The sequence below is a fragment of the Micromonospora sp. PTRAS2 genome (genome assembly GCF_054052245.1).
Genome location: NZ_JBSWBU010000003.1, coordinates 243,142 through 256,430 on the forward strand (window position 1 = coordinate 243,142; position 13,289 = coordinate 256,430).

Here is a 13,289-nt window from a genome sequence, read left to right on the forward strand (position 1 = left end):
ACCGTCGGTTGGTGCCTGCGGAGAGCGACGGCGTCCCGACCCACCGTGTCGACGCCGCTCGCCCGCTGCGCAACCTGTGGCGGCTGCGCCACTACCTCCGCCCGCACGCCGTCGCGTTCTGCTGGCTGCTCGTGGCGGCGCTGGCGGCCACCGGGGCGAGCCTGGCCGTGCCGCTGGTGGTGCAGCGGGTGGTCGACGGTCCGGTCGCCCGGCACGACCCGGGCGGCCTGGTCCGGCTCGGCGGGCTGGCCCTGCTCCTCGGCCTGGCCGAGGCCCTGCTGATCTTCATCCGCCGGTGGGCCCAGACCTCGTCCTCGGTGGGCATGGAGGCGACGATCCGGGCCGACATCTACGCCCACCTGCAACGGCTGCCGGCCGGCTTCCACGACCGGTGGCAGACCGGGCAACTGCTGTCGCGGGTCACCAGCGACCTGTCGGTGATCCGCCGGTTCCTCTCCTTCGGGCTGCTGTTCCTGGTGCTCAACCTGGTCACGTACGTCGCCGTGGTGGTGCTGCTGGTCCGGCTGCACCCGATGCTGGGGCTGCTGGTGGCGGCCAGCGCCGTGCCGCTGTTCCTGATCAGCCGCCGGTTCGGCCGGTATTACCACGCGGCGTCGCGGCGGATGCAGGACCAGCAGGGCGACGTGGCCACCCTCGTCGAGGAGACCGCGCAGGGCCTGCGCACGATGAAGGCGTACGGCCGGGGGCCGGAACTGGCCGCCCGGTTCGCCGACGGCGCGCGGGCGCTGCACGACACCGGCGTGGCCAAGAGCCGGCTGCTGGCCCGCACCTCCGCGCTGTTCGACCTGGTGCCCAACCTGACCCTCGGCGTGGTGCTGGTCGCCGGGGCGGTCGCCGCCGCCCGGGGCGCGCTGACCATCGGCGAGCTGGTCGCGTTCGTCAGCCTGCAGCTGATGCTGATCTGGCCGGTGCAGTCGCTGGGCTGGATCATCGCCAACGGTCAGGAGGCCGCGACGGCCGCCGACCGCATCCAGGAGGTGCTGGACACCGAGCCGGCGATCGTGGACGCCCCGCACGCCGTCGGCCTGGCCCGGGCGGGCGTCCGGGGCCGGCTGGCGTTCGAGGGCGTGTCGTTCCGCTACCCCGGCACGCCCGCGCCGGTGCTGCGCGGCATCGACCTGACCGTGGAGCCGGGCGAGACGCTGGCCCTGGTGGGTGCCACCGGGGTCGGCAAGAGCACCCTGCTCTCGCTGGTGCCCCGGCTGCACGACGTGTCCGCCGGCCGGATCACCCTCGACGGCCACGACGTGCGGGACCTGCGGCTGGCCTCGCTGCGCCGGCTGGTCGGGGTGGCCTTCGAGGAGCCGACGCTGTTCTCCATGTCGGTCTGGGAGAACCTCACCCTGGGCCGCCCCGACGCCGACGCCGACGAGGTCCGCGCGGCGCTGGCGCTGGCCCAGGCGGACTTCGCGTACGAGCTGCCGTGGGGGCTGGCCACCCGGGTCGGCGAGCAGGGGCTCACCCTCTCCGGCGGGCAGCGGCAGCGGCTGGCGCTGGCCCGGGCCGTCCTCGGCCGGCCGGCGCTGCTGGTGCTGGACGACCCGCTGTCCGCCCTCGACGTGCACACCGAGGCGCTGGTCGAGGCGGCGCTGCGGCGGGTGCTGCGGGACACCACCGCCCTGCTCGTGGTGCACCGGCCGTCGACGGTCGCGCTGGCCGACCGGGTGGCGCTGCTGGAACGGGGGCGGATCACGGCGGTCGGCACCCACTCGCGGCTGCTGGCCACGGTGCCGGCGTACCGGGCGGTGCTCTCCGCCGACCCGGCCCTACCGGCAGACGCGGGGCCGCGGGCGGGAGCGGCGCTGGCCGGGCCGGACGGCCGTGGGCTGGTGCGCTCGTGACCACGACCGCCGACGCCGACGCCAATGCCGCCGACGCCGCCGGGGGCACCGCCGACGACGCCGAGCGGCACGAGGCGGCGGAGCACCTGGACCTCCAGCGGTGGCGGGGGCGGGCCACCGACCCGGAGGCCGACCGGAGCCGGGCCGAGGAGGCCACCCCCGAGGCCATCGCGCGGCTGCGGGTGCGCAGCCGGGCGCTGCTGCGCGACCTGCTGCGCCCGCACCGGGGGCGGCTGGGGCTGGCCGTGGGGCTGCTGCTGGCCCAGAACGCCGCCGCCATGTCCGGGCCGTACCTGGTGATGCTCGGCATCGACCGGGCCATCGGGCCGCTGCGGGCCGGGGACAGCGGGCCCCTGGCCGCGATCGCCGGCGCGTTCGCCGCCGCCACGGTCGTCGAGTACGCGGCCCGGCGCGGCTTCCTCACCCTCTCCGCCCGGATCGGCCAGGCCGTGCTGCTGGAGCTGCGCCAGCGGGTGTACGGCCACTTCCTGCGGCTGTCCGTCGGCTTCCACGAGCGCTACACGTCCGGCCGGATGATCTCCCGGCTCACCAGCGACCTGGACTCCATCGCCGAGCTGCTCGACGGGGGCGTCGACAGCCTGGTCCTCGCCGGGCTGTCGATCCTGTCGGTGGCCGGCATCCTGCTCTGGCTGGACCTGCCGCTGGCGGCGGTGACGCTGCTGGCGTTCCCGTTCCTGTTCCTGCTGTCCCGCTGGTTCGCCCGCGCCTCGGCCGGCGCGTACCGGCGGACCAGGGAGGCCGTGTCGCTGGTCATCGTCCACTTCGTCGAGTCGCTGCGCGGCATCCGGGCGGTGCAGGCGTACCGGCGGGAGCCGCGCAACCAGCGGATCTTCGCGGCCGTCAACGACGACTACCGGCAGGCCAGCCTGCGCGCGTTCCGGCTGATCGCCACGTACTCCCCGGGGATCAAGGTGATCGGGAACGTGACCGTGGCGGTGGTGCTCGGCTACGGCGGGGCCCGGGTGCTCGGCGGCGCGATGGAGGTGGGGGTGCTCGCCGCCTTCCTGCTCTACCTGCGCCGCTTCTTCGAGCCGATGCAGGAGCTGAGCCAGTTCTACAACTCGCTCCAGTCGGCGACGGCGGCGCTGGAGAAGCTCGCCGGGGTGCTCGACGAACGGCCGGGGGTCGCCGAGCCGGCGCGCCCGGCACCGCTGCCCGGCGGCGACGCGCGCGGCGCGGTGGAGTTCCGGTCGGTCTCCTTCGGCTACCGGGCCGGCGCCCCCATCCTGTCTGGCCTGGACCTGACCGTGCCGGCCGGGCAGACCGTCGCGCTGGTCGGGGCCACCGGGGCGGGCAAGTCCACCATCGCCAAGCTGCTGGCCCGGTTCCACGACCCGGACGCCGGCACGGTCGCCCTGGACGGGGTCGACCTGCGGGACCTGGCCGACGCCGAGCTGCGCCGGGCGGTGGTGCTGGTGACCCAGGAAAACCACCTGTTCAGCGGCTCGGTGGCGGAGAACATCCGGTTCGGCCGGCCGGGCGCGGACGACGCGGCGGTGCAGGCGGCGGCCCGCGCCATCGGCGCGCACGACTTCATCGCCGCCCTCCCCGACGGGTACGCCACCGAGGTGCGCCGCCGGGGCGGCCGGCTCTCCGCCGGGCAGCGGCAGCTCGTGGCGTTCGCCCGCGCGTTCCTCGCCGACCCCCGCGTGCTGATCCTCGACGAGGCGACGTCGTCGCTCGACGTGCCCACGGAACGGCTGGTGCAGCGGGCGCTCGCCACCGTGCTGCGGGACCGCACGGCGCTGGTGATCGCGCACCGGCTCTCCACCGTCGAGACGGCCGACCGGGTGCTCGTCCTCGACGGGGGCCGGGTCGTGGAGGACGGCCCGCCCGAGCGGCTCACCGCCACCGGCGGCCGGTACGCGGCGCTGCGCCGCCAGTGGCGCGACTCCCTGGTCTGACCCAGGGCCGGCGATAAGCCGTGGTCGGTGCGGTCCACGGTGCCTACCATCGACCGATGACTGAACCGGGCAGGTCGGCCCGCGCCGGTGTCCCCGAGCGTCCCACGCTCGACGGGATCGAGGACACCTGGGCGCGCCGCTGGCAGGACGACGGCACGTACGCGTTCGACCGCACGAAGACGCGGGCCGACGTGTACTCCATCGACACCCCGCCGCCGACCGTATCGGGCGAGCTGCACATGGGGCACGTCTTCTCCTACACGCACACCGACACGGTGGCCCGGTTCCAGCGGATGCGCGGCCGGACGGTCTTCTACCCGATGGGCTGGGACGACAACGGCCTGCCCACCGAGCGCCGGGTGCAGAACGTCTACGGGGTGCGCTGCGACCCGACGCTGCCGTACGACCCGCAGTGGCGGCCGCCCGCCGCGCCCGTGGACGACGCCGCCCGGAAGAACCCGACCCCGATCTCCCGGCGCAACTTCGTGGAGCTGTGCGGGACGCTGACCGTCGTCGACGAGCAGGCGTTCGAGGCGCTGTGGCGGCGGCTCGGGCTGAGCGTGGACTGGTCGCTGACGTACACGACGATCGGGCGGGCGGCCCGGGTCGCGTCGCAGCGGGCGTTCCTGCGCAACCTGGCCCGGGGCGAGGCGTACCAGGCGGAGGCCCCGACGCTGTGGGACGTCGGCTTCGCCACCGCCGTGGCGCAGGCGGAGCTGGAGGACCGGGAACGGCCGGGGGCGTACCACCGGCTGCGGTTCGCCGGGCCCGGCGGGCGGGAGGTGCTGATCGACACGACCCGGCCGGAGCTGCTGCCGGCGTGCGTGGCGCTGGTCTGCCACCCCGACGACGAGCGCTACGCCGACCTGGTGGGCGCGGTCGTGCGTACCCCCGTGTTCGGGGTGGCGGTGCCGGTGCGCGCGCACCCGCTGGCGGACCCGGCCAAGGGCACGGGCGTCGCGATGGTGTGCACGTTCGGCGACCTGACCGACGTGACCTGGTGGCGGGAGCTTCAGCTCGACACGCGGGTGGTGATCGGCCGCGACGGCCGGCTGCTGCCGGAGCCGCCGGCCGGGGTGCCGGCGGGGCCGTACGCGGCGCTGGCCGGGCAGACCGTGGCCGGGGCCCGGCGGGCCGTGGTGGGGCTGCTCGCCGACGCGGGCGACCTGGTGGGCGAGCCGCGCCCGGTGGTGCACCCGGTGAAGTTCTACGAGAAGGGCGACCGGCCGCTGGAGATCGTCTCGACCCGGCAGTGGTATCTGCGCAACGGGGGCCGCGACGCCGGCCTGCGCGCGGAGCTGCTGGCCCGGGGCGGGGAGCTGCGCTGGGTGCCGGGGCACATGCGCAGCCGCTACGAGCACTGGGTGGGCGGGCTGACCGGTGACTGGCTGGTCAGCCGGCAGCGCTTCTTCGGGGTGCCGGTGCCGGTCTGGTACCGGCTCGACGACACTGGCGAGCCGGACTTCGCCCACCCTCTCACACCGGACGAGTCGGCGCTGCCGGTCGACCCGTCCGGCGAGCCGCCGCCCGGCCACGACGAGTCGCTGCGCGGACTGCCGGGCGGCTTCGTCGGCGACCCGGACGTGCTGGACACCTGGGCCACGTCGTCGCTGACCCCGCAGATCGTGGGCGGCTGGGAGACCGACCCGGACCTGTTCGGGCGGGTCTTCCCGATGGACCTGCGCCCGCAGGGGCAGGAGATCATCCGCACCTGGCTGTTCGCCACGGTGGCCCGCGCCCATCTCGAACACGGGGTGCTGCCCTGGCGGGACGCGGTGCTGTCCGGCTGGATCCTCGACCCGGACCGCAAGAAGATGGCCAAGTCCAAGGGGAACGTGGTCACCCCGATGGCGCTGCTGGAGCAGTACGGCTCCGACGCGGTCCGCTACTGGGCGGCCAGCGGCCGGCCGGGGATGGACCTGGCGTTCGACCCGGCGCAGATCCGGGTGGGCCGGCGGCTGGCCACCAAGCTGCTCAACGCGTCGCGGTTCGCCCTGGGGCTGGGCGCGGCGGACGCCCTGCGCGCCCCGGCGACGCAGCCGCTGGACACCGCGATGCTCGCCGAGCTGTCCGGCGTGGTCGCCGCCGCCACGTCGGCCTTCGACGCGTACGACCACACGGCCGCCCTGCAGGCGACCGAGTCGTTCTTCTGGCGGTTCTGCGACGACTACATCGAGCTGGTGAAGGAACGCGCCTACGGCACCGGGCCGGGGGCCGACTCGGCGCGGGCGGCGCTGGCCACCGCCCTGTCGGTGCAGCTGCGGCTGTTCGCCCCGGTGCTGCCGTTCGTCACCGAGGAGGTGTGGTCGTGGTGGCGCTACGGTTCGGTGCACCGCGCGCCGTGGCCCACCACGTACGAGGTGGACCGGGCGATCGGGGGCGGGGCCGACGCGGGGCTGCTGCGGCTGGCGTCCGACGCGCTGGGGCAGGTGCGTCGCGCAAAGTCGGAGCGGAAGCTGTCGATGAAGGCGGAGGTGCCGCTGGCCGAGGCGCTCGGCCCGGCCGACCTGCTCGACCGGCTGACGCTGGTCGCCGACGACGTGCGGGCGGCGGGGCGGATCGGCCGGCTGGACCTGCTGCCCGGCCGCACCCCGGAACTGGTGATCGCCTGCGCCGTGTAAGGGGGGCAGGTAAGGAGGGGCCCCTTGTTAACGCATTCTGCATAGCAGGGGCCCCCTCTTAACACCGGCGGTGGGGCGACGGGCGGGTCACCAGCCGCGCAGCATGCGCACGCCGAGCAGGGCGGCGACCACGGCCGGCCCGAGCAGCAGGGTGACCGCCTGGAGCCGGTACGGCATCCGGTGCCGGGCCACCTCGACGGCGTTCCCGCCGACGAGCAGGCCGGCGGCCAGCACGAAACCGCCCCACCAGTGGGTCTCCCCCGGGTCGACCAGGCGGTGCCGGATCAGCATCAGGGCCACGCCGACCCCCGCGCCGGCCACGGCGAGCAGGGCGACCGTGCGGTGCAGCCCGCGCGCCAGCGGGTCGGCGGGCCGCCACAAATAGGTGCCGGCGACCACGAGGCAGGGCAGCATGACCAGGACGGGCCAGCCCCCGCCCATCGTGCCGGTCATCAGCAGCGCCCCGACCGCGAAGACCAGCAGGCCGACGCAGCCGACGACGTACCCGGCGAAGGCCCGGCCGCCGCCGCGCGCCAGCAGCGCCCCGCCGGCCGCGCCGATCAGCGCGCCGGGGATCAGCACGAAGCCCGCCCACCAGTGAAACCGGCCGGCCGTCTGGGCGACCGAGGTGGTCGCCGCCACGGCCACGCCGGCGGCCGCCAGGCTGGTCACCCAGTGCCGGGTGTGCTTCGGGTACGTCCGCCGGGGCGCTGCCCGGCCCGTGTCGGCCACCATGCTCCCAGCCTGCCGGGCGGCGCCGGCGGGAGCCATCCGGCAGGCCCTACCTTCTCCGTTCCGGCGGCCGGGTGGGGAGCCGGCGCGACGGGCCCGCCGTGCCGGCTCCCCCGATCCTCCGGCTCCCCGCTCTCCCGGCTCCCCCGGGCTCAGCTCCGGGTGATCACCTCGTTGTTCTTGAGGCTCTCGGTGCGCTGCTGGACGAGGGTGCGCAGCCGCTCGGCGTCGGAGTCCACCGCCGCCGCGTCGACCCCGTCGACGGTCTTCAGCACGCCGGTGATCGCCTCGAGCGCCCCGGTCGCCCGGCCGCTGGCGTAGACCTGCTGGTACAGCTCGCGGTACGCGTCCTCGTAGACCTCCTTGAACGCGTCGCTGGCCAGGAACCGCTCCTTGAGCTTGTGGCCGGTCATCATGCCGCCCATGCGCACCGGACCGGCCTCGCCGCCCTCCTGTTCCGTGGCCCCGCCGCCCGGCGCCTGCCTGCCCTCCGGCAGTTGCGCGCCCTCGGGGAGCTGCATGCCCTCGGGGAGCTGTGCGCCGTCCTGGGGCTGCGTCCCGCCCGGGGCCTGCGCGCCGCCCCGCATGCCGAAGCCGCCGCTGTCGTGCGGGCCCTGGGAGGCGTTGCCGCTGAAGGTCAGGTTGTGGTCCCAACTGATCACGCTGAACTTCTTCGTCTCCAGGTCGTACCAGAGGTAGTAGTTCTTCCCCGGCCCGGACATGTCGTCGAAGTTGAGCAGCAGGTTCTGCAGCGCGACGTAGCGGGCGAACGATTCCACGTCGACCCGGTCGGCGAGCTGCGCGTCGAACTCCTCGTCGCTGGCCGAGTTCACCCACCTGATCAGGTTGATCACCGGCTGGAGATCCTGGCTGCCCTTCATCGTGATCTGCTTGAAGTCGTCGGTGTAGTCGGTCTGGTCGTCGCCCTGGTCGGTGAAGCTGCTGCTGGCCAGGGACTTGTAGAGCACGCCGGTGCCGCCCATCTGGTCGGCGAAGTTCTCGTCCGGGTGCTCGACCAGGAGCCGGGCCGTGGTGGGCCGGTCGTTGACCGTGAACGACGAGTACGCGTACCGCTGGGCGGCCTCGCCGGTGCTGTCGAGCAGGGACAGCGACAGCGCCTCGTTGAGCACCGTGGAGCCACCGCCCATGCCGGCCACCCGGACGGCCACCTCGCGGTGTCCCTGGTAGCGGCGGCCGTCGACGAACTCGTCGAAGCTGATCAGCCAGGGCAGCGTCTCGGGCTCCTCGGCCTTCAGGCTGGTGCGGGTCATCCCGCCGCCGGGGAACCCGCCACCGGCCTGCCGCTGGCCCGTTTGCTGGCCGGTCTGGCCGCCCTGCTGGCCCGTCTGTTGGTCGCCCTGCTGACCCGTCTGGCCGCCCTGCTGACCGCCCTGCCGCTGGCCGGCGTCGGCGGGGCGCCCGCCGCCGTTGGGCATCCCGCCGGCCGGGCCGGCGCCGGTGCCGCGCGGCCTGGACTCGCCCTTCCAGGTGAGGCTCTGCAGGGTCGAGTTGCCCTTGAGCCGGATGCCGACGCTGGGCAGGGTGGTGCCGTCGACGGTCAGGTCCGCCTCGACGTACTCCTTCTCCCCCTCCTTCCAGTAGGTCTCCAGCATCCGCTGGTAGTCGGCGTCGGCGAAGGTCAGCGAGATCGAGTGCGCGACGCCGGCGTCGAACAGGTCGGTCGTGCCGGCGATGTCCACCGTCACCGTGTCCGCCGAGGTGTCGCCGGCGCTGGTCACGTACGGTCGGATCCGCTCGGTGCCGAGCACCAGGGTGAGGACGGCGAGGAACGCCGCGCAGGTGGTGAGCAGCTTCCAGTTCTGGCGGACCCGGGCGGGCAGCCGGCGGCGCAGCGCCCGGGGCAGCGGGGACCGGGCCCGGGGCGGCTCGGCCATCACAGGTCCGTCTGGTCGTAGCCGGTGAGCACCGTCACCCGCTGGCCGGAGGTCCGCTCGCTGAGCGCCGAAATCAGGTCGCCCGGCTCGGTGCCCTTCTTGAGCCGGACGGTGAACATCAGCTCGGTGAGCGCGCCGGCCCGGATCGACTCCAGGCTGACCAGCTCGAACTCGGTGGTGTAGCGGACCAGCACGTCCTGGATGTCGGCGGTGTGGTTGCCGCCGGCCGGCACCTGGACCTTGACCACCTGCCGCTGCACGTTCAGCGCGAACCAGTTGAACCGGTACATCACCACGATGATCAGGCTGATCGCGACGGCGGCGACGACCGCCAGGGTGTAGAAGCGGGTGCCGCAGGCCATCCCGACGCCCATCACCAGGAAGATGAACCCGACGTCGCGGGTCTCCTTGATGGCGTTGCGGAACCGTACGACCGACAGCGCCCCGACCAGGGCGAACGCCCGCGCGATGTTGGAGCCCACCACCAGCATGATCAGCGAGATCAGCATGCCGAGGATGATCAGCGTCTGCACGTACGACTGGCTGTAGGACACGTTGCGGTGGGTGGCCCGGTAGACCCAGCCGATCATGGCGCTGAGCAGGAACGACAGCGACAGCGCGATGGCGATGTCGCCCACGCTGAACGTGCCGGACAGGTCCTGGAACGTGATGTCCATCAGGGTTCGGGCCTCACTTCTCGAAGGTGGCCGCCGCCAGCGCGGCGGCGGGGTCGTCGTCCTGGACATGGAAGAGCGAGCGCGGGGCGCGGCCGAACGCCTCGACGCTCTGGCAGTACTTGGAGACCCGCACCACCGACAGTTCGGCGCGGGCGGCGAGGTCGGTGAGCCAGTACGGCACCCGCTCGTTGGCCTTGATCTCGACGACCGCGAGGCGGGCCGGCACGATGAGCCGGTTCTCGGCGTCCGCGCCGAGGTGGAAGTCGCGGTCCCGGCCCCGGACCCGGTGGTCGAGGGTGACCCGCAGGCCGAGGTCGGCGTCCTGGCCGACGTACGCCTCGCGGTGGTACCCGGTCATCGCCACCGGCCGCAGGTCGAGCCCGGAGACGAGTTCGAGGACCTCCTCGACGAACCCCCGCTGGGACGGGTCGTGCTCGATCAGCGCCCGCTCGTCGAGCAGCCGCCTCGCCACCCGGTACGGCAGGGCGATGCGACGCTTCTGGGTGACCCGGTTGACCCGCTGCTTGATCTCGACGTACACGGTGGTGTCGTCGTCGATGGTGGACCGGTCGCCGTAGTGGCGCACGCGCAGCTTGCGGCGGAACCTGAGCCCCTCGATCTTCTCCCAGTAGAACCGCAGGTCGGCGGTGTCGTAGTAGACGCTCCACACGCCGTACCCGGCGGTGCCGGCGAAGCTGTCCGGGGCCATCCGCGCGGCCAGTTCCCGCCGCAGCCCCGGCACCTTCGCGGCGTCCACGAGGTACTTGATCTCGTACCGGTTGAAGGCGTGCAGCTTGCTCGGCGCGCGCAGCGCGTGCCCCGCCCGGTCCCGGCCGGCGGGCGACAGGTCCGCGGTCGGTGGGCCCGCGTCGGGGGCCGGATCGCCGTCGGGCCGGGCGGGGGCCGGTTCGTACCGGCGGTCGGCGGCCGGCTCCGGGGGGCGGGCTCGGCGGGGAAACCGTAGACGCATGGACGCACTTCCTCCGGTCTGGCGGCGCGGATCGCCTCTGTCTGCGCGGATCGCCCTCTGGCGGCGCGGTTCGCGGCCTGACGGCGCGGATCGGTCGAAGGGCAGCCAACCGGTCGGGCATGCGAACGGCGTATGAACGACCTGTGGACGGGCTATGGACGGCAGGTGACGGGCGGCCGACGCGCCGGTAAGGCTTCCGTAACCGGCGCGACCGGTGCCGCCGGGCGCGGGCCGGGCGAGACTGGACGCATGATCGCCCGCCTGCTGCACAAGCCGCTGACCTGGTTCGCGGTCGCCGTGGTCGCCGCCGGGGCCGCCGCCGGCCTGGCCTGGTTCCAACCCTGGAAGCTGGTCACCGACACCGAGGTCGACGAGACGCTGTCGGCCGTGGCGGCCACCACCGTCCCGGCCGCGCCGGGTCCCGCCGGCACGCCCACGACCGGCCCCGGTTCCGCCGGCAGCCCGGCCGCCGCGCCCACCCCCGCCGGGCCCACGCTGGTGAGCCGGGGCGACTTCGTCACCCACGAGCACGACACGTCGGGCAGCGCCCGGATCGTCCGGACCGCCGACGGGCGGCACCGCCTGGAACTCGTCGGGCTGGACACCAGCAACGGGCCGGACCTCCGCGTCTGGCTCACCGATCAGCCGGTGCGCGAGGGGGTCGCCGGCTGGCGGGTCTTCGACGACGGTCGTCGGGTGGAGTTGGGCCGGCTGAAGGGAAACCGGGGCGACCAGGCGTACGACATCCCGGCGGGCACCGACCTGACCGCCCTGACCAGCGTCTCGATCTGGTGCAAGCGGTTCTCGGTCTCGTTCGGCGCGGCTCCGCTGCGGGCCGCCGCCTGATCCGTGGCGGGGATCAACCCCTAGTGATGGGAATGGCACTCTCGACCGATCGGCGACGGGCTGAGAAACTGTGAGCCGGCCGAAAGTTGGGGGTGCGATGAGCAACGGGTGGGTGCTGCCCGACGAGGTGCTTCGGGACGCGCCGGCGTACACGCCGCGGCCCGGGGAGCTGGCCGATCTCGAGTTGCTGGTCTCGGGGGCGTACGCGCCCCTGACCGGCTTCATGACCCGGGCGGATCTGGCCTCGGTGAGCCGGCGGGGCCGGCTCGCGGACGGGGCGCCGTGGCAGGTGCCGGTGGCCCTCCAGGTGCCGGCGGCGGTCGCCGACGGTCTGGATCCGGCCGATCCGGCCCGCCGGGTGCTGGTGCTGTCCGACGGCGAGGGCGCCCCGGTGGCCTCGCTGGAGGTGACCGACGTGTGGTCGGCCCGCGAGGGCGTCGCCGGGGTGGGCGGCACGGTGCGCCGGCTCGGCGACGGCGGCCACGGCCCGTTCCAGCGGCTGCGCCGCAGCCCGGAGGAGATCCGGGCGCTGCTGCCCCCGGGCCGGGTGCTGGGGGTGCTCGCCGACCGCCCGCTGCACCGACCGCAGCTCGCGCAGATCGCCCACGCGGCCCGCACGCTGGGCGCGCACCTGCTGGTGATGATCCCGGTCGGCGAGGGGCCGATCAACGGGCTGCCCTCCGAGTCGCTGGTGCGGGCGGTCTTCGCCGCCCGGGACCGGATGCCCCCGGCGACCCTGGTCGCGGTGCCGCTGGCCCGCCGCCGGGACGAGATCAGCGACGCCCTGCTCCAGGCCCGGGTCGCCGCCGCGTACGGGGTGACCCACCTGCTCTCCACCGGCGAGATGCTCTCCGGCGCGGGGCTGCGGGTGCTGGTGCCCCGCGAGCTGGCCTACGACAACCGGGACGGGCAGTGGCGCTGGCGGGAGGACATCCCGCCGCGCAACCGCCGGCTGGCGCTCAGCCAGGCGGAGATCGACGACCTGCTCGACCGGGGCTTCCCGCTGCCCGAGTGGCACACCCCGCCGGCCGTGGCGAAGGAACTGGTGCGGGCCCGGCCGCCCCGGCGGCACCGGGGGCTCGTGGTGTTTCTCACCGGGTTCTCCGGCTCCGGCAAGTCGACCATCGCCCGGGGCCTGGCGGACGTGCTGCGCGAGGGCGGCGACCGCACGGTGACCCTGCTCGACGGCGACGTGGTGCGCCGGGAGCTGTCCGCCGGGCTGACCTTCAGCAAGGCCGACCGGGACCTGAACGTCCGGCGGATCGGCTGGGTGGCGGCCGAGATCGCCCGGCACCGGGGGGTCGGCATCTGCTGCCCGATCGCCCCGTACGCGGCGGCGCGGACCACCGCCCGGGAGATGGCGCACGCGGCCGGGGCCGGTTTCGTGCTGGTGCACGTGGCGACCCCGATCGAGGTGTGCGAGCAGCGTGACCGCAAGGGCCTGTACGCCCGCGCCCGCGCCGGCCTGCTCACGGGCATGACGGGCATCGACGACCCGTACGAGGTGCCCACGGACGCCGACGTCGTGGTCGACACCACCGGGATGTCGATCGACGAGGCGGTGCAGGCGGTGATGCACCACCTGACCGAGACCGGCTGGGTGGAGCCGCGCCTCCAGTCCACCTGACCCGCCGCCTCCCGACCCGTCGCCGCCGCCCGGTCCTCCTCTCCGTCGAGGGGGCCGGGCGGCGGTGCGTGCGCCGGGCACGTGTCCGGTGCCCACCGCCCCCTACGGCTCCGCTTCCGCAACGGCCACCCACC

At 74.5% G+C, this 13,289-nt stretch carries 9 protein-coding genes; 5 read left to right on the top strand and 4 right to left on the bottom strand.

Features of this window, described 5'->3' with window-relative positions; genetic code table 11:
* The first annotated feature begins 11 nt into the window (after positions 1-11).
* From ACVMYR_RS11920 to valS, 3 genes are all read left to right on the top strand, one after another.
* Positions 12-1,862 carry an ABC transporter ATP-binding protein gene (locus ACVMYR_RS11920; RefSeq protein ID WP_457121832.1) on the top strand — a complete coding sequence of 617 codons (1,851 nt, stop codon included), beginning with the start codon at positions 12-14 and terminating at the stop codon, positions 1,860-1,862.
* A gap of 86 nt (positions 1,863-1,948) precedes the next feature.
* Positions 1,949-3,787 carry an ABC transporter ATP-binding protein gene (locus ACVMYR_RS11925; protein ID WP_457122044.1) on the top strand — a complete coding sequence of 613 codons (1,839 nt, stop codon included), beginning with the start codon at positions 1,949-1,951 and terminating at the stop codon, positions 3,785-3,787.
* A 56-nt stretch (positions 3,788-3,843) separates the two neighbouring features.
* Entirely contained in the window at positions 3,844-6,408 is a 2,565-nt protein-coding gene (gene valS, locus ACVMYR_RS11930) for a valine--tRNA ligase (protein ID WP_457121833.1), read from the top strand.
* Between the two features lie 87 nt (positions 6,409-6,495).
* On the opposite strand, the gene ACVMYR_RS11935 is transcribed toward valS, so the two are convergent.
* The 4 genes from ACVMYR_RS11935 to ACVMYR_RS11950 all read right to left on the bottom strand — a co-directional run bounded on the left by ACVMYR_RS11935 (position 6,496) and on the right by ACVMYR_RS11950 (position 10,682).
* Positions 6,496-7,143 carry a hypothetical protein gene (locus ACVMYR_RS11935; protein ID WP_457121834.1) on the bottom strand — a complete coding sequence of 216 codons (648 nt, stop codon included), beginning with the start codon at positions 7,141-7,143 and terminating at the stop codon, positions 6,496-6,498.
* 149 nt (positions 7,144-7,292) lie between these two features.
* Entirely contained in the window at positions 7,293-9,035 is a 1,743-nt protein-coding gene (locus ACVMYR_RS11940; RefSeq protein WP_457121835.1) for a CotH kinase family protein, read from the bottom strand.
* Positions 9,035-9,712: a DUF4956 domain-containing protein gene (locus ACVMYR_RS11945; protein ID WP_077938378.1), complete on the bottom strand. Its 678-nt coding sequence runs from the start codon at positions 9,710-9,712 to the stop codon at positions 9,035-9,037. Before ACVMYR_RS11945 ends, ACVMYR_RS11940 begins: the two co-directional genes overlap by 1 nt.
* Before the next feature lie 13 nt (positions 9,713-9,725).
* Positions 9,726-10,682 (bottom strand): polyphosphate polymerase domain-containing protein, encoded by a 957-nt coding sequence (locus ACVMYR_RS11950; protein WP_396789156.1) that lies wholly within the window; start codon positions 10,680-10,682, stop codon positions 9,726-9,728.
* A gap of 249 nt (positions 10,683-10,931) precedes the next feature.
* Between ACVMYR_RS11950 and ACVMYR_RS11955 the strand changes: the two genes are divergently transcribed.
* Entirely contained in the window at positions 10,932-11,528 is a 597-nt protein-coding gene (locus ACVMYR_RS11955) for a DM13 domain-containing protein (RefSeq protein ID WP_396789157.1), read from the top strand.
* Between the two features lie 97 nt (positions 11,529-11,625).
* Positions 11,626-13,155, top strand: coding sequence for an adenylyl-sulfate kinase (gene cysC / locus ACVMYR_RS11960; protein ID WP_043965720.1), 1,530 nt, complete (start codon positions 11,626-11,628; stop codon positions 13,153-13,155).
* Positions 13,156-13,289 lie beyond the last annotated feature (134 nt).

Bases quoted from the DNA above. Each gene is read 5' to 3' on its own strand.
- ACVMYR_RS11950 (WP_396789156.1), bottom strand. From the start codon at position 10,682: ATGCGTCTACGGTTTCCCCGCCGAGCCCGCCCCCCGGAGCCGGCCGCC.
- ACVMYR_RS11955 (WP_396789157.1), top strand. From the start codon at position 10,932: ATGATCGCCCGCCTGCTGCACAAGCCGCTGACCTGGTTCGCGGTCGCC.
- cysC (WP_043965720.1), top strand. From the start codon at position 11,626: ATGAGCAACGGGTGGGTGCTGCCCGACGAGGTGCTTCGGGACGCGCCG.
- ACVMYR_RS11945 (WP_077938378.1), bottom strand. From the start codon at position 9,712: ATGGACATCACGTTCCAGGACCTGTCCGGCACGTTCAGCGTGGGCGAC.
- ACVMYR_RS11935 (WP_457121834.1), bottom strand. From the start codon at position 7,143: ATGGTGGCCGACACGGGCCGGGCAGCGCCCCGGCGGACGTACCCGAAG.
- valS (WP_457121833.1), top strand. From the start codon at position 3,844: ATGACTGAACCGGGCAGGTCGGCCCGCGCCGGTGTCCCCGAGCGTCCC.
- ACVMYR_RS11940 (WP_457121835.1), bottom strand. From the start codon at position 9,035: ATGGCCGAGCCGCCCCGGGCCCGGTCCCCGCTGCCCCGGGCGCTGCGC.